Source organism: Pseudomonas rossensis (assembly GCF_039888995.1).
Taxonomy (GTDB): domain Bacteria; phylum Pseudomonadota; class Gammaproteobacteria; order Pseudomonadales; family Pseudomonadaceae; genus Aquipseudomonas; species Aquipseudomonas rossensis.
Genome location: NZ_JBBWCB010000014.1, coordinates 34,593 through 51,153 on the forward strand (window position 1 = coordinate 34,593; position 16,561 = coordinate 51,153).

The 16,561-nt window shown below is 58.3% G+C and carries 15 protein-coding genes; 4 read left to right on the forward strand and 11 right to left on the reverse strand.

Going from position 1 to position 16,561, the window contains the following annotated elements; all coding sequences use genetic code 11:
• Positions 1–67 precede the first annotated feature (67 nt).
• Both WLY71_RS06480 and bfr read left to right on the forward strand, forming a co-directional pair.
• Positions 68–1,522: a catalase gene (locus WLY71_RS06480; RefSeq protein ID WP_347802911.1), complete on the forward strand. Its 1,455-nt coding sequence runs from the start codon at positions 68–70 to the stop codon at positions 1,520–1,522.
• A gap of 149 nt (positions 1,523–1,671) precedes the next feature.
• Positions 1,672–2,136: a bacterioferritin gene (gene bfr / locus WLY71_RS06485; protein WP_123365585.1), complete on the forward strand. Its 465-nt coding sequence runs from the start codon at positions 1,672–1,674 to the stop codon at positions 2,134–2,136.
• A 65-nt stretch (positions 2,137–2,201) separates the two neighbouring features.
• Here the strand turns inward: bfr and uvrA are convergent, their stop codons facing one another.
• The gene (gene uvrA / locus WLY71_RS06490; RefSeq protein WP_347802912.1) at positions 2,202–5,036 is read right to left on the reverse strand and encodes an excinuclease ABC subunit UvrA; all 2,835 of its coding nucleotides are present in this window, start codon (positions 5,034–5,036) and stop codon (positions 2,202–2,204) included.
• Between the two features lie 191 nt (positions 5,037–5,227).
• Here uvrA and WLY71_RS06495 point away from each other — a divergent pair, with 191 nt between their 5' ends.
• The gene (locus WLY71_RS06495; RefSeq protein WP_347802913.1) at positions 5,228–6,625 is read left to right on the forward strand and encodes an MFS transporter; all 1,398 of its coding nucleotides are present in this window, start codon (positions 5,228–5,230) and stop codon (positions 6,623–6,625) included.
• 9 nt (positions 6,626–6,634) lie between these two features.
• Entirely contained in the window at positions 6,635–7,162 is a 528-nt protein-coding gene (locus tag WLY71_RS06500; protein WP_056743429.1) for a single-stranded DNA-binding protein, read from the forward strand.
• A gap of 70 nt (positions 7,163–7,232) precedes the next feature.
• On the opposite strand, the gene WLY71_RS06505 is transcribed toward WLY71_RS06500, so the two are convergent.
• The 10 genes from WLY71_RS06505 to WLY71_RS06550 all read right to left on the reverse strand — a co-directional run bounded on the left by WLY71_RS06505 (position 7,233) and on the right by WLY71_RS06550 (position 16,522).
• Positions 7,233–9,437, reverse strand: coding sequence for an OsmC domain/YcaO domain-containing protein (locus WLY71_RS06505; RefSeq protein WP_347802914.1), 2,205 nt, complete (start codon positions 9,435–9,437; stop codon positions 7,233–7,235).
• A gap of 121 nt (positions 9,438–9,558) precedes the next feature.
• Entirely contained in the window at positions 9,559–10,716 is a 1,158-nt protein-coding gene (locus WLY71_RS06510; RefSeq protein ID WP_347802915.1) for a glutathionylspermidine synthase family protein, read from the reverse strand.
• A gap of 12 nt (positions 10,717–10,728) precedes the next feature.
• Positions 10,729–11,451 carry a DUF1190 domain-containing protein gene (locus tag WLY71_RS06515; RefSeq protein ID WP_347802916.1) on the reverse strand — a complete coding sequence of 241 codons (723 nt, stop codon included), beginning with the start codon at positions 11,449–11,451 and terminating at the stop codon, positions 10,729–10,731.
• 18 nt (positions 11,452–11,469) lie between these two features.
• Positions 11,470–11,898 carry a DUF350 domain-containing protein gene (locus WLY71_RS06520; RefSeq protein WP_347802917.1) on the reverse strand — a complete coding sequence of 143 codons (429 nt, stop codon included), beginning with the start codon at positions 11,896–11,898 and terminating at the stop codon, positions 11,470–11,472.
• A 13-nt stretch (positions 11,899–11,911) separates the two neighbouring features.
• Positions 11,912–12,586: a DUF2491 family protein gene (locus WLY71_RS06525; RefSeq protein ID WP_347802918.1), complete on the reverse strand. Its 675-nt coding sequence runs from the start codon at positions 12,584–12,586 to the stop codon at positions 11,912–11,914.
• Positions 12,573–13,607 (reverse strand): ion channel, encoded by a 1,035-nt coding sequence (locus tag WLY71_RS06530; protein WP_347802919.1) that lies wholly within the window; start codon positions 13,605–13,607, stop codon positions 12,573–12,575. The genes WLY71_RS06525 and WLY71_RS06530 overlap by 14 nt, the downstream gene beginning before the upstream one ends.
• 72 nt (positions 13,608–13,679) lie before the next feature.
• On the reverse strand, positions 13,680–14,243 hold the full coding sequence (locus WLY71_RS06535; protein WP_347802920.1) for a rhomboid family intramembrane serine protease: 564 nt from the start codon (positions 14,241–14,243) through the stop codon (positions 13,680–13,682).
• 120 nt (positions 14,244–14,363) lie between these two features.
• On the reverse strand, positions 14,364–15,062 hold the full coding sequence (locus tag WLY71_RS06540; RefSeq protein WP_347802921.1) for a PspA/IM30 family protein: 699 nt from the start codon (positions 15,060–15,062) through the stop codon (positions 14,364–14,366).
• Between the two features lie 24 nt (positions 15,063–15,086).
• A complete protein-coding gene (locus tag WLY71_RS06545) occupies positions 15,087–15,668 on the reverse strand; it encodes a YjfI family protein (protein WP_347802922.1) in 582 nt (193 codons plus the stop codon).
• A 299-nt stretch (positions 15,669–15,967) separates the two neighbouring features.
• Positions 15,968–16,522 carry a cysteine hydrolase family protein gene (locus WLY71_RS06550; RefSeq protein WP_347802923.1) on the reverse strand — a complete coding sequence of 185 codons (555 nt, stop codon included), beginning with the start codon at positions 16,520–16,522 and terminating at the stop codon, positions 15,968–15,970.
• Positions 16,523–16,561: the final 39 nt, after the last annotated feature.

Sequence of the window (16,561 nt, forward strand, 5' to 3'; positions counted from 1 at the left end):
TGATGGTCAATACTCCCTCTCAGCCGATTAGCCGGCAGTAGGAAAGACTGACAGAGGAAGACATCGCATGAGCCAAAATAAAACACTTACCACCGCCAGTGGCGCTCCTGTCGCTGATAACCAGAATTCCCGCTCCGCCGGCCCTCGTGGCCCGCTGCTGCTCGACGACTTTCACCTGATCGAGAAGCTTGCCCACTTCAACCGTGAAAACATCCCTGAGCGCCGTGTACACGCCAAAGGTTCGGGTGCTTACGGTACGTTCACCGTAACTCGGGACATCACCGAGTACACCAGCGCCAAACTGTTTGAATCTGTCGGCAAGCAAACTCCAACCTTTCTGAGGTTTTCCACCGTGGGCGGCGAGCGCGGATCAGCTGATACCGAGCGTGACCCACGTGGTTTCGCCCTGAAGTTCTACACCGAAGAAGGTAACTGGGACATCGTCGGTAACAACACACCAGTGTTCTTCATTCGCGACCCTCTGAAATTCCCGGACTTTATTCACACCCAAAAACGTCTGCCGCAAAGCAATCTGAAAAGCGCGCAAATGATGTGGGACTTCTGGTCACACTCACCTGAGGCGTTGCACCAGGTCACCATTCTGTTCTCGGACCGTGGCATCCCCGATGGCTACCGTCACATGCACGGCTTCGGCAGCCACACTTACAGCCTGATCAACGCCAGTGGCGAGCGTCACTGGGTGAAGTGGCACTACAAGACCAAGCAAGGGATCAAAAACCTCGCACCGACAGAAGCGGCGCGCCTGGCCGGTACCGATCCGGATTACGCGCAACGTGATCTGTTCGGCGCGATCGAGCGCGGTGATTTTCCGAAATGGCGCGTGTGCATCCAGATCATGACGGAGGCACAGGCCGCGGCGCACTACGAGAACCCGTTTGACGTGACCAAGACCTGGTCGCAGAAAGAGTTTCCGCTGATCGAAGTGGGCGAGCTGGAGCTTAATCGCAACCCGCAGAATTACTTTGCTGAAGTCGAGCAAGCGGCGTTCGGGCCGAGCAACATGGTCCCGGGTGTCGGTTTGTCGCCTGACCGCATGTTGCAAGGTCGAGTGTTCGCTTACGCAGACGCTCACCGCTACCGCATTGGCACCAACCACCAGCAACTGCCGGTGAACGCGCCTCGCAGCCCGGTAAACAGCTATCAGCGCGACGGTTCGATGGCGTTTGGCAGCAATGGCGGTGCGACACCTAACTACGAGCCGAACAGCTACATCGAATCGCCGAAACAAGCGCCTCGCTATGCAGAGCCAGCGCTGGCGCTGAGTGGTGCAGCTGATCGTTACGATCATCGCGAAGATACTGACTACTACAGCCACGCGGGTGCGCTGTTCCGTCTGATGAGCGATGCGCAGAAAACCCTGCTGATCAACAACATTGCCGGCGCCATGGCAGGGGTTTCCAGCGATGTGATTGATCGTCAATTGCAGCATTTTTTCAGGGCCGACTCGGCGTACGGAGAAGCAATCGCAACGGCGTTGGGCGTACAGCTTAACGAAGTCTAAACGAGAAGCAGAACCGCCCTCATTTGGGCGGTTTTTGCGTTATTTAAACCACTTTTCTCAGAATATCTTCGCTTTTATCGCGCAAGCAGAGTGACCAAACAGTCTGCTTGGTTCAAACTACAGACTTTCAAGCAGGGAGATGTAGGGCGATGCAAGGCCACCCAGACGTAATCGATTACCTCAACACGTTGCTGACCGGCGAACTGGCGGCGCGTGATCAGTATTTCATCCATTCGCGGATGTACGAGGACTGGGGTTTCACCGAGCTCTACGAACGTATCAACCACGAGATGGAAGAAGAGGCGCAGCACGCTGACGCCCTGATGCGCCGGATCCTCATGCTCGAAGGCACGCCGCGCATGCGTCCGGACGACCTGGATGTCGGCACCACAGTGCCTGACATGCTCGCCGCGGACCTGCGCCTGGAATACAAAGTCCGCGCCGCACTCTGTAAGGGCATCGAGCTCTGCGAGCTGCACAAGGACTACGTCAGCCGCGAGATGCTGCGTATTCAGCTGAACGACACCGAAGAAGATCACACCTACTGGCTCGAGAAGCAGCTGGGTCTGATCAAGCTGATCGGTCTGGAGAATTACCTGCAATCGCAGTTCTGATTCCGCCGGCTACAAAAAAGCCCCTGTCACCGATGTGGTGACAGGGGCTTTTTCGTGGGCCCGATTCAGGCCTTGTCGCGAGCCAGCAGCGGCTTGAGGTAGAAACCGGTGTGAGACTGCTTCATCTCCGACACTTCTTCCGGCGTACCGACAGCAATGATCTGGCCGCCCTTGGAACCGCCTTCCGGCCCCAGGTCCACCAACCAGTCGGCAGTCTTGATAACGTCCAGGTTGTGCTCGATCACCACCACGGTGTTGCCGTGGTCGCGCAATCGATGCAGTACGTCGAGCAGTTGCTGGATATCCGCGAAGTGCAGGCCAGTGGTCGGCTCATCAAGGATATACAGCGTCTTGCCGGTATCGCGCTTGGACAGTTCGCGGGACAGCTTCACCCGCTGGGCTTCACCACCCGACAGCGTGGTCGCTGACTGCCCGAGCTTAATGTACGAAAGGCCGACATCCATCAACGTCTGAAGCTTGCGCGCCAGGGCCGGAACCGCGTCGAAGAACACTCGCGCTTCCTCGATCGTCATCTCGAGGGTTTCGTGGATGTTCTTGCCCTTGTACTTGATCTCCAGAGTCTCGCGGTTGTAGCGCTTGCTCTTGCAGACGTCGCATGGGACATAGATGTCCGGCAGGAAGTGCATTTCCACCTTGATCAGGCCATCGCCCTGACAAGCTTCGCAACGTCCGCCCTTCACGTTGAAGGAGAAGCGCCCAGGACCATAACCGCGGGAGCGGGACTCCGGCACACCGGCGAACAGTTCGCGAATCGGTGTGAACAGCCCGGTGTAGGTCGCCGGGTTGGAGCGTGGCGTTCGACCGATCGGGCTCTGGTCGATGTCGACAACCTTATCCAGATGCTCCAGACCTTTAATGCTGTCGTGAGCAGCCGCTTCAAGCGTCGTTGCACCGTTGAGTGCCGTGGCGCTCAAAGGAAACAGCGTGTTGTTGATCAGCGTCGATTTGCCCGAGCCGGACACGCCGGTGACGCAAGTCAGCAGACCAATTGGAATGTCCAGATCGACATTGCGCAAGTTGTTGCCGCGAGCGCCCTTGAGGGAAAGCGACAACTTCTTGTTACGGGGCGTTCGTTTGGCCGGAACGGCAATCTTCACCCGCCCAGACAGATATTTGCCGGTCAGCGAATCGGGATGAGCCATAACCTCGGCCGGCGTACCTTCGGCGACGATATGCCCGCCGTGTACACCTGCGCCCGGACCGATGTCCACGACGTAGTCGGCCAGACGAATCGCATCTTCATCGTGCTCGACCACGATCACCGTGTTGCCGATGTCCCGCAGGTGCTTGAGGGTGCCGAGCAGCCGATCGTTGTCCCGCTGGTGCAAACCAATCGACGGTTCGTCGAGAATGTACAGAACGCCAACCAGGCCTGCGCCGATCTGGCTGGCCAGACGGATACGCTGCGCTTCACCACCGGACAACGTGTCCGCACTGCGATCCAGTGACAAATAGTCCAGGCCAACGTTGACCAGGAACTGCAGTCGCTCGCGAATCTCTTTGAGAATCTTGTCGGCAATTTCACCGCGACGGCCAGTAAGTTTCAGAACACCGAAGTACTCACAGGCATCGCCAATCGGCAGATTGGTCACCGCCGGCAGCGTCTTCTCGCCAACCCACACATGCCGGGCTTCACGACGCAGGCGAGTACCACGGCAATCCGGGCAAGGTTGTGTGCTGAGGAACTTGGTCAGCTCTTCACGCACCGAAGCCGACTCGGTTTCGCGGTAGCGACGTTCCAGATTCGGCACGATGCCTTCGAACGGGTGCGAGCGTTTGACGATGTCGCCACGGTCGTTCAGGTACTTGAAGTCGACGTTCTGCGACCCGCTGCCGTGCAAGATGAACTTCTGCTGATCGACCGGCAGATCGTTGAACGGTACTTCAAGGCTGAACTTGTAGTGTGAAGCCAACGACCCGAGCATCTGGAAGTAATAGACGTTGCGCCGGTCCCAGCCACGAATCGCGCCCTCGGCCAGCGTCAGTTCACCATTCACCAATCGCTTGATGTCGAAGAACTGCTTAACACCCAGGCCATCACACGTCGGGCAAGCGCCGGCCGGGTTGTTGAAGGAGAACAGCTTGGGTTCCAGCTCGCTGATGGCATGGCCGCAAATCGGGCAGGCGAAGCGCGCGGAGAAGATGATTTCTTCGCCGGGCTCGTCGTCCATCGGCGCGACCAGGGCGATGCCGTCCGCGAGCTTCAAAGCAGTCTCGAACGACTCGGCCAGGCGCTGTTGCAGGTCGGCGCGCACCTTGAAGCGGTCGACCACCACATCGATCGAGTGCTTCTTCTGCTTATCCAGCTTCGGCAATTCGTCCAGTTCACAGAGCCTGCCGTTGACCCTGGCTCGCACAAAGCCTTGGGCGCGCAGTTCTTCGAAGACAGAAAGGTGTTCGCCTTTACGCTCGCGGATCACCGGCGCTAACAGCATAAGCTTGCTGCCCTCCGGTTGGGCGAGGACCAGGTCGACCATTTGGCTGACGGTCTGGGCTTCCAGCGGAATGTCGTGATCCGGGCAGCGCGGAATACCCACGCGAGCGTAAAGCAGGCGCAGATAGTCGTAGATTTCGGTGATGGTGCCGACCGTTGAGCGCGGGTTGTGCGAGGTCGACTTCTGTTCGATGGAAATGGCTGGCGACAATCCTTCTATGGTGTCGACGTCAGGTTTTTCCATCATCGACAAAAATTGCCGGGCGTACGCCGACAGCGATTCGACGTAGCGGCGCTGGCCTTCGGCATACAGAGTGTCAAACGCCAGGGACGATTTGCCGGATCCGGACAGGCCGGTGATGACGATCAGTTTGTCCCGTGGCAGGGTCAGGTCGATGTTCTTCAGGTTGTGGGTTCGGGCCCCACGAATCAGGATCTTGTCCAAAGTGGCCTCGCTCGGCGGGCGTCGAAAACGTAGGAGTATACGGCCAAATACTGGATGGATGCACACTATCGAATGAGCGGGTTGCAGCCTTACATGAAGACTCTGTCAGCAGAGCGCGTCAAAGCGTCGCGATATACCCCGTCAATCGATGGGACTGGTAGAATCGCCGCCGGTTCACATGAGGTTTTTCCATGCACGATCCCCACAGCGAACGCATGAGTGGCAGTGAGACCCGCGCAGCAAGCGGTCTGGCCCTGGTGTTCGCCTTCCGTATGCTTGGCATGTTCATGGTGTTGCCGGTACTGGCGACCTATGGGATGGATCTGGCAGGAGCGACCCCGGCCCTCATCGGGCTGGCGATTGGCGCTTACGGCCTGACCCAGGCGATTTTCCAGATTCCTTTCGGTTTCATATCCGACCGCATCGGCCGCCGTCCGGTGATCTATCTCGGATTGATCATTTTCGCCCTGGGAAGCGTGCTGGCAGCCAATGCCGATTCGATCTGGGGCGTGATCGCCGGACGAATCCTGCAAGGCGGCGGGGCGATTTCCGCGGCGGTGATGGCGTTGCTGTCAGACCTGACCCGCGAACAGCATCGGACCAAAGCCATGGCCATGATCGGCATGACGATCGGTCTGTCGTTCGCTGTCGCGATGGTTGTAGGGCCGTTGCTGACTCGCGCCTTCGGTCTGTCCGGGTTGTTCCTCGCCACGGGCGGCATGGCGCTGTTTGGCATCGTGATTGTGATGTTCATGGTGCCGCGAGCCAACGGCCCGTTGCAGCATCGCGAATCCGGCGTCGCGCGCCAGGCGCTGATACCGACGCTCAAGCACCCGGACCTGCTGCGTCTGGACCTGGGCATTTTTGTGTTGCACGCGATGTTGATGTCTAGCTTCGTTGCATTGCCTTTGGCGCTGGTCGAAAAAGCCGGGCTGCCCAAAGAACAGCACTGGTGGGTCTACCTCACTGCGCTGCTGATCTCCTTCTTCGCCATGATCCCGTTCATTATCTACGGCGAGAAGAAACGCAAAATGAAACGAGTTTTACTCGGCGCCGTCGCGACGCTGATGCTCACTGAGCTATTCTTCTGGCAGTTCGGCGATAGCTTGCGGGCTCTGGTGATCGGGACGGTGGTGTTCTTTACCGCGTTCAACTTGCTGGAAGCTTCCTTGCCATCGCTGATCAGCAAGGTGTCACCGGCAGGCGGCAAGGGTACGGCGATGGGGGTTTATTCCACCAGCCAGTTCCTCGGTTCGGCACTGGGCGGCATCCTTGGCGGCTGGTTGTTCCAGCATGGCGGTCTGTCGGTTGTGTTCCTTGGATGCGCCGGTCTGGCTGCCCTCTGGCTGGCCTTTGCTGTTACCATGCGCGAACCTCCCTACGTGACGAGCCTGCGCTTGCCGTTGTCGCCCGAGGCGATCCGCGAAGCGGGTCTGGTCGAGCGCCTGAAGGCCGTCGTAGGGGTAACAGATGCAGTGATCGTCGAAGATGAAGCGGCGATTTACATCAAATTGGACACAGAACTATTGGATCGCACCACCCTTGAGCGCCTGGTGAACAACCCGGCCGGGGCAGCGTGCGTAGCCTAGGAGAACGTTATGGCCCGTGGGGTTAACAAAGTCATATTGGTCGGCACTTGCGGCCAGGATCCCGAAGTTCGCTACTTGCCTAACGGTAACGCCGTGACCAACCTGAGTCTGGCGACCAGCGAACAGTGGACCGACAAGCAAACTGGTCAGAAGGTCGAGAAGACCGAATGGCACCGTGTGTCGATGTTCGGCAAAGTTGCAGAGATCGCCGGCGAGTACCTGCGTAAAGGTTCGCAGGTCTACATCGAAGGCAAGCTGCAGACCCGCGAGTGGGAAAAAGACGGTATCAAGCGTTACACCACTGAAATCGTGGTCGACATGCAAGGCACCATGCAGCTGCTGGGCGGCCGTCCACAGCAGGGCGACCAACAAGGCGGGGGCAATAACTACCAGCAGTCCGCCCCGGCCCCTCGCCAACAGGCTCCGCGTCCGCAGCAATCGGCAGCACCGCAACAGTCGCGCCCAGCTCCACAGCAGCAGGCCGCTCCTCAGCCGGCTCCGGATTTCGACAGCTTTGATGACGATATCCCGTTCTGATCCGCAGCTTTTTCAGAACCGTAAACAAAAAAAGCGAAGCCATCTGGCTTCGCTTTTTTGTTGGCGCTGTTTAACGGGATAAAGCGCTCACATTGGCCCGTGCCGAGTGCAGTTTCTTGTAGCTGTCGATCAACCGCAGGTGCCGGTCGAGGCCCTCCAGTTTCATGCTGGTCGGCGTCAAACCATGAAAGCGCACGCTGCCATCGACCGAGCCGATCACTGCATCCATTCGTTCGTTGCCAAACATCCGGCGGAAATTGGCCTCGTAGTCTTCCAGTTCCAGGTCTTCGTCCAGCTTCATCTCCAGCACCGCGTTGACGGCTTGGTAGAACAAGCCGCGCTCAACCGTGTTGTCGTTGTACTGCAGGAACATCTCCACTGCCTCTTTCGCCTCTTCAAATTGCTGCAAGGCGAGATAAATCAGCAGCTTCAACTCCAGGATCGTCAGCTGACCCCAGGCCGTATTGTCGTCAAATTCGATGCCGATCAGGGAGGTGATGTCGGTGTAGTCATCCAGCTCACTTTCCACCAGGCGCTCAACCAGCGCTTGCAGTTCGTCGTCGTCGAGGCGATGCAGGTTCAGGATATCGGCGCGGAAGAACAGCGCTTTGTTGGTGTTATCCCAGATCAGGTCGTCCACGGGATAGATTTCCGAATAGTCCGGCACCAGGATGCGGCATGCCGTCGCGCCGATATGCTCGTAGACCGCCATGTACACTTCCTTGCCCATGCCTTCGAGAATGCCGAACAAGGTCGCGGCTTCTTCGGCATTCGAGTTTTCACCCTGGCCGGAGAAGTCCCACTCCACGAATTCGTAATCGGACTTGGAGCTGAAGAAGCGCCACGACACCACGCCGCTGGAGTCGATGAAGTGCTCGACGAAGTTATTTGGCTCGGTCACCGCATGGCCTTCAAACGTCGGCTGGGGCAAGTCGTTGAGGCCTTCGAAGCTGCGGCCCTGGAGCAATTCGGTCAGGCTGCGCTCCAGCGCCACTTCCAGGCTCGGGTGCGCGCCGAAAGAGGCGAACACACCGCCGGTACGCGGGTTCATCAACGTGACGCACATCACCGGGAATTCACCGCCCAGGGATGCATCCTTCACCAATACGGGGAACCCTTGCTCTTCCAGCGCCTGAATACCGGCCAGAATCCCGGGGTACTTCGCCAGCACATCGGCGGGCACATCCGGCAGTGCAAATTCACCTTCGATGATTTCGCGTTTTACCGCACGCTCGAAGATCTCCGACAGGCACTGCACCTGGGCTTCGGCCAGCGTGTTGCCGGCACTCATGCCGTTGCTCAGGAACAGGTTTTCAATCAGGTTGGATGGGAAATACACCACTTCGCCGTCCGACTGGCGCACGTATGGCAGCGAGCAGATGCCGCGCTCTTCATTGCCCGAGTTGGTGTCGATCAGGTGGGAACCACGCAACTCGCCGTCGCGGTTGTAAATCTTCAGGCAGTGGGCGTCGAGTATTTCGGCCGGCAGTTCATCTTTACGGCCAGGCTTGAACCAGCGTTCGTCCGGGTAATGCACAAACGGCGCGTTGGCGACGTCTTCGCCCCAGAACTGGTCGTTGTAGAAGAAGTTGCAGTTGAGTCGCTCGATAAACTCGCCCAGCGCCGACGCTAACGCGCCTTCTTTGGTCGCACCCTTGCCATTGGTGAAGCACATCGGCGAGTGCGCGTCGCGGATGTGCAGCGACCACACATTGGGAACGATATTGCGCCACGAAGCGATTTCAATCTTCATGCCCAGGTCAGCCAGAATGGCTGACATATTGGCGATGGTCTGCTCCAGCGGCAGGTCTTTGCCCGCGATATAGGTGCCAGCCGCTGAACTGGAAGCAGGCATCAACAACGCCTGGGCGTCGGCGTCGAGGTTTTCCACTTCTTCGATCACAAACTCAGGCCCGGCTTGCACCACTTTTTTCACGGTGCAGCGATCGATGGAGCGCAGGATGCCCTGGCGGTCCTTGTCGGAGATGTCCGCCGGTAGCTCGACCTGGATCTTGAAAATCTGGTTGTAACGGTTTTCCGGGTCAACAATATTGTTCTGCGACAGGCGGATGTTATCGGTGGGGATATTGCGCGTGCTGCAATACAACTTCACAAAGTAGGCGGCACACAACGCCGACGACGCCAGGAAGTAGTCGAACGGACCCGGTGCCGAGCCATCGCCTTTGTAGCGGATAGGTTGATCGGCCACCACCGTGAAGTCATCGAACTTGGCTTCAAGCCGAAGGTTGTCGAGAAAGTTGACCTTGATTTCCATGGGGGATTACCAGAATAACGGCTAGACGATTTGGCGGCCATTATCCGGCATTTCAGCCATAAGTCTTGCGGGCGTCTGTCGATATGTCCACACCGGGCCTTTTTAGTGGGCGATGGAGGGGTCAGTCGAGTATCAGATGCGGCAAGAACCGGCTCGAATCCTTGGTGATCAAGCTGTTGTCCTCACGCACGCCGATCCCCGCCGCTTGATCGCCGATGACCCAGGAACCAATCAAAGTAAAGCTGTCGCCGAACTGCGGCAGCGGCGCGAATTCCTGAAGGATAAACGGCGCATCGGTGTAGGGGCCGTCCTCTTTCACGATCAGACCGTCAGCGGTTTGCAGCTCGATATTGGCCCCTTCCCGCGAGAAGAACGGCTTGCGCACCCAGCCTTTCGGCACGGCTTTGCCCGGATCGGTATCCAGGTGTGCCGCAAGCAAATTCGGATGACCTTTGTTGAACTCCCACAACAGCGGCAGGATGCCTTTGTTGGAGATGATGGATTTCCAGGCCGGTTCGAAAAACTGCGTATCACTCTGCGCAATCGCTGCACCAAACGGCTCGTGGAAGATGAACTCCCAGGCATGCAGCTTGAACAGGTGGGGAATCCAGCGATCTTCAAGGTCGACGAAGCGTCCGTCACTGGTGAGGCCGATGTCTTCGAGATCAATGTGCCGTGATTCGATACCAACCTTTTCCGCGATCAGGCGCAGATAGTCAGTGGTGCCTTTGTCTTCGACCGAGTCTTTCATCGAGGCGAAATAGAACGGCTGCTTGAGCTGCAGTTGAGCAAAGGCCTGATGCAGTTTGGTGTCGATGCTGTTGAACTGGTCGGCATGCTTGGGCAGCAAGCCGCGCTCGATGCATTGCTCCAGCCAGCCCCACTGAAACGCCGCGGCCTCATACAGGCTGGTCGGCGTGTCGTAGTTGAGTTCCAGCAACTTGGCGGGCCCGGTGCCGTTGTAGGAGAAGTCCATGCGCCCGTACAGGTGCGGGTGACCTTCGAGCCATGACGTGCGAATCATGTCGAAGAAAGGCGCGGGGATGCTCAGGCGTTCCAGCAGCTCTTCGCTCTGAACCACACGGGCCACCAGGTCCATGCACATCTCATGAATCTCGGTGGTCGGGTCTTCGAGATCGTTCTCGATCTGTTTGAGCGTGAACTGGTAATAGGCGCTCTCGTCCCAATAGGGTTCGTCGTCGATGGTATGGAACAGAAAGCCGAGATTCTCGGCCGTCTGTTTCCAGTCAGGACGCTCTGTGCAATGGATTTTCTTCATGGTCCGGTTTCCTTAACTGCTCGAACCGCCGCCGCCGCCCCAGCCGCTGCGTGCGCTGGCCTTGCTGCCGAAGCCGCCACGGGAGGTGGACGAGGCAGCGGAAACCGGCTTGCTGGTGGAAGAACGGACCGAGTCGGCGTAGTTGCTGCTGCCGTACCTCGCCTGATTGGACTTGGTAAACGTCGAGCCCTTTGAAATCCGCTGGTTGAGCGTTGATGAACCGTAATTTCCGCGATCATCGCGATAACGGTAAACCGGCTCGGAGTAGTAGCTGTTGCGGTTGCTGCTCAGCATGTTGCCGATCAGCAGGCCGGTCAAAAGGCTGCTGGTGGAGAAACCCGAGCCCCCACTGTTCGCCGCTTCCGAGGCAGGTAACTGCGCCTTGGCCGCGTCCACCTGGGATTGCGTCACCTGGCCATCGGCGGTCAGTTCGAAACCGCCCAGCTTGGGGATGAACTTGCCGGCGGAATCCTGCTGGCACCAGTCGGCGACAAAGTCGGCATCGCAATCGGCCTGGTTGTCGTAAACCGGCGCAATGCGGCGATGCTCGGCCATGGCCGTCATGTAGGCGTCCGAGCAGACGTCCACCGGAAGCTTTTCATCGGCACACTGCTGAACGGACTGGAAGTTGTACTTCTTCTGCACCGCGTAGGTTTTTTCCGTCGGCCCGCAGCCTGATATCGCCATGGCGACCGACGCTGCCAGCGAAAGCTGAACGTACTTGCTTCGTTTCATCGGGATCTCCGGGCGCAATCAGTTCTGGGAAGGGGTCATGCACGCGGCGTTCAACATGCCGACGCTGATGGCCACGGCTGCCACGTAGATGCCGGCAGCGATTTCACCTTTTTTGATGCGCTCAGAGGTGCCTTTGAGCACCAGGCTGGTCACCAGAAACGCCAGCAGTTGAACGAGGGCCGCGATCACTGCCCAGACGACGAAGTCGAGGATGCTGATCGAGTAGGCAATCACATTGCTGGCCGGAATAGCGAAACCGATGATGGCGCCCCCCAAAGCGATTGCGGCCGCCACGTTGCCCGAACGGATCAGTTCGAATTCCTTGTGCGGGGTGATGCGGGTGTAGATGAACTGGAACAGCGCGAACAGCACGGCGGCGCCGAGGATGTACGAAACGAAGCCGAGCACGGCGGCTTTGTTCAGGGAGATGGAGAGCGCTTCGAGCATGGACTTCTTCCTTTTAAATAGTGTTCAGGTCGGTGGTGTACAGCGAAATGCCCAGCGATGTGCTCAAGCTGATGGTGCCTTCGGCGTCTTCTTCGACGGAAAACAACAGGAACTCCCGGCGATCGGTCAGGCCGGTTTCGCGGGCGTACAGCATCGAACGGTGTTCGATGCTGTAGGACTCATCCGGATTTTTCAGCTGTTCGCTCAGCGTCACCAGTTCTGTCTGGCCGTTTTCGGTGCCCCATTCGCGGGTGTATTCGACGCCGTTGTGGGTGTAGGTCGGCAGCCCGATCAGGCTTTGCGGGCCGGCCAGACGACGCAGCTCCGCTTCACTGCTGATGGTGATGTAACTGAGGTAGTTGAACAGGATCACCGACTCGACCTGCCCGGCGATGTCGCCGGTGGTGTGCACCTGCAGCCAGTAGTCTTCGTCGTTCATGTAGTAGCGCGACAGCCAGGTCGACTGCCCTAGATCGACGGTGCCATTGCTCCAGATCTGTTGGGAGCCCGGGATCGTCACCGTGGTGTTGCCGTCGAGCAACAATCTCAGGGAAGTGTCGAACATCACGCCCTTGCCCAATGCCAGGCCCAGCGGACCGGTGGTGGGCAGGGTTTCGCTGGCTGTCCATTTCGATTCGGTATTCGCTTTCGGGGCCTCAAGCCCCATCAAATGTTTAAACCATCCCATTGGAGATTTCCTTGAGGCGAGTGGAGGCGATGTAGAAGAGTTCGCCGCCCTCAACGTGCGTGGTGCTGGGCGGGTTGATCGACGGTTGTCGGGCGCCTTTGGCGCGATAGCCGATAAGGGTGGCGTTGTGGTGCTCTTTCATCTGCGCGTACAGATCGCCGAACGTGGCTTCGAAGGCCTCGGGCAGTTTCATCAGGTATTGGGTGGCGCCTTGGCCGACGCACAGCAGTTCATTGATGACCACTGACGAGCCCGGATCCTGAGAGGCGCGCACCAGCATCTCGATGGCCATGCTTGAGGTGCATTCCAGGCTGGGCGCGTAGGCGCTGGCGAGCGCAGCGACTTCACTGTCATTGAAGTGGGCGACCACATGCCCGACAGGCTTCAGTTGATTGACCGCCAGCACGGTGGCCAGGGTCAGGTCGTCTGAATGGGTTCGCACCAGAACGCGTTCGGCAGCCGGAACGCCGGCGCGCAGTAATAACGCCACAGAGGACAGGCTTTCACCTTTGATGAAGCTCGCTTTGCCCGGCATCGGGTTTTCTTCAAGGGTGCAATCGCAAATGACGATCAGGTTGTCGTTGGAGGTTTCGTCCTGAAGCAACAATTCAATGACCCGTTCGCTGGACGCGCCTTCCCAGCCGATGAGAACCGTATGGCCGACCTTGCCGGTGTAATCGCCTTTGCCCTTCATGCCTTTTCTCCATGCATCGATGACGCTGCTGGTGGTTTTGCCGATGGCTGCCGTCAGCAGCGCAATGCCCCCGAGCATGACCCAGGTTGCCACGAAAATTCGTCCCGCCGATGTCTGTGGCGCGAGATCGCCGTAGCCGACAGTGAGTGTGGTGGTGAGATAGAAGTAGGTAAACGTGGCGGGGGCGGTGAGGTGTTGTTCGCCCAGAAACACCAGCCCCAGCCAGGCGGTGGTCAGGTGTACGCCCAAGGCAATGGCCAGACCTGCCCAGCCGAACCGGTGGAAGAACGTCGCGGCGTACACGCGTAATAAAAGAAAAATCGACATTTCGTCCCTGACTCCGTGGGGGTACCGTTCCTGGCGATGTAATCGCTTCGGCGTCTGAGCGCTCAGGTGCGGTTACCGGGCGGCATTAAACCTGCTGCGGGGCGCAGATAAAAGTACCTTCGCTGCAATAAATCCGGCGAACGCGCCAAAGATATGTCCTTCGAAGGAAACCCCCTGGCGAGGCAGGAAGCCAAAGACCAGCCCGCCATACAACAAGGCGACGACCACGGCGGTGATCAGATTGCCCCAACTGTGCTGGAACCAGGCGCGGGACAGGATGTACGCCCACAGCCCAAACACCCAGCCGCTGGCGCCGATGTGCACGCCGGAAAAGCCGAACAGCCAGACCAGCAAACCGCCCAGAACAATGATGATCGCGCTGACGGCGATAAAGCGGTTGAGCCCGTCAATGATGACCAGCGTGCCGAGGATCAAAAAGGGAATCAGGTTCGCGCTTAGGTGCGCGAAAGACGCGTGAAGGAAAGGCGAAGTGAGGATGCCGGGCAGTCCGTAGAGTGTCCGCGGGACCAGGCCAAATGCCAGAAAGCTATAGCCGGTCACGGCGTTGAGCACTTGTAACGCGACCATGAAAATCGCCACGCCGGCGATTGTCTTGAAACCCTTCAGGGCATCCATCCTTGACCTCGACTCGACAAAAAAGAAGGGCAACCAATTGGCTGAGAAGCAACACAACCCATGTGGGGGCGAGCAAGCTCGCTCCCACAGGTTAAGTGCCAGGCATCAGCGCAGGGCCGGTTACTCGGCCGACTTTTGCTTCAGGCGTTCCAGAATCGCATTGGCGCTGCCTTCGTTCGGCGTGATACCGGCTTCGCGAAGCTTGCGCTCCAGGTCGGTGCCGGTCGAAGCATCGGCCAGTTCGTCCTGGGCTTCCAGTTCAGCGGCGCGTTGCTGCTGCTTGGCCTGCAGGCGGTTCAACGTACCGACGGCGGTTTCCAGCTTGCCGTTGGCGCCGCCACTGGCGATCGAAGCGCTGACCTGGGCTTTTTGTACGCTTTCGCGAGCCTTGGCCATGTCTACTTGCTGACGCAGGCTTTTGATGCGGTTTTCGGCCTTGGTGATGTCTTTACGCATGTTGTCAGCGTAACCGCCGAATTCGGTGGCCTGCTTTTGCTCGACGTCCAGTTCATTGGTCAGGGTCGAAATGGCTTCGGCCACTTCCATTGCCAGATCTTCACGGTTGGCCTGGATCGCGGCCATCGCCTTGGACTCCAGGTCCTTGATCTTGGCGTTGTACTCGCTGACGCGGTCAGCCGACAGTTTATGTTTGGCCATGATGGTGACCAGCTCGCGCTTGGCGTTGGCCAGGGCGCTGTCAGCATCGCGAATTTCCTGGTCGAGGATGCGCAGGGCCTGTTGGTCGACGATCGATTCTCCGACTTCATTGGCACCGCCGCGCAGCGCGGTGAACAATTTGCTCCAGATGGACTGAGTCATTGGATATTTCCTATTCCCGAATAATTAATTGAAGAAACGTTCAAAGGCTTCGCTGGCGCGCTGCACGTTGTCGACGAGGGTTTTGACCTCGGTCACGATGTTGGTCAGGCTGGAGTCGGAGCTCAGCGCGCCGAACATGTTGTAAACGACCTGCCCGTTGGGCATGGACTCGATACCGATCGAGGACAGCGGGAACATTTCCCGGCTGCGCAGTACGGCATCGTTGAAGGCCGGTACGTCCTTGATCGACTCGACGTCCACCAGCACGGTGTCGACGATGATTTGCTCGCCAACGACCGCGATGTAAATCGGCAAGCCACCGAAATCGTTCATTTCCAGCTTGATGCTGGACTCGGAGCCTTGAACGAGAGAAAGAGTGATGTCGTTCGAAACCACTTCGTCCAGGGCCTGAAGGGCGCTAAAGAGGCGATCGATGTTCCAGTTATTACCTGCGCTCATGTAATTCTCCGACATGAATGAGCCAGCCAGAATCGGTTGGCGTAGCTGTTTCTCCATCTGCTTGAGCAGGCTTCGGTTTTCGGGAAGCACCCAAGTCTCGTGTTTCACATAACCGGCGGCACCCAGGCCCGCGCGCATCTGCTTCATGTAAAAGCTCGATGGTTTTTTCGCGGATGGTTTCAAGCGCTCTCCCTTGCGGCTCGCTGAATCGGTGACAGATCCGGAAGACGGATCTGGTGGAGAGCTGCTGTTCATGGTGCTGACCTCGCTTTGAAAAACTCACGCGTGAGAAACACTATAGGCATTTTTTACTGTCCTCAATAGCTCACGCGTGAGATTTTTTGACGGGCGGGCAGGCGCCATAAGTAAGAAGGCCAGTAACGTGCGAACGCTACTGGCCTTTCGGTTTACGGGACGTCGAATTGTGAGGCTCGACAAAAAATCTTTTAGTGAGTGGCTGCCAGGAAGTCGTTGGTGGACACCACGCTGGCATAGGCGAAGCCCAGGGCCGACATAAAGGCGGCGTGAACGTGGGCGGCGGGCACCGTGACGCCGTTGAATTCCAGGTCGCGAGAGGCGCAGGCGTCGTGAATCACGGTGACGCTGTAGCCAAAGTCCGCGGCGGCGCGGGTGATGCCATCGACACACATGTGGCTCATGCTGCCGACGACCACCAGTTCCTTGATGCCTTGTTCGTCGAGGATCGATTTCAGTTGTGTTTCACGGAACGAGTTGACGAAATGCTTGAGCACCACAGGCTCATCGGCGCGATTCAGGACTTTGGGGTGCAGCTTCGCGCCCTCGGAGCCCGGCGTGAAGAAGGGCGCTTCGTCGGAGGTGAATTCGTGGCGGATGTGCACCACCGAATCACCCGCATCGCGGAAGGCTTTGATCAACCATACGGCGTTGTCCGCGGCGGCGTCGGCGCCGACCAGCGGCCACTTGCCTTGGGGGAAGTAGTCGTTTTGGATATCGACTACGATGAGTGCTTGCTTGGCCATGAATGTTTCCTCGAAGTGCTTGCTGGGTGTGGAATGAAG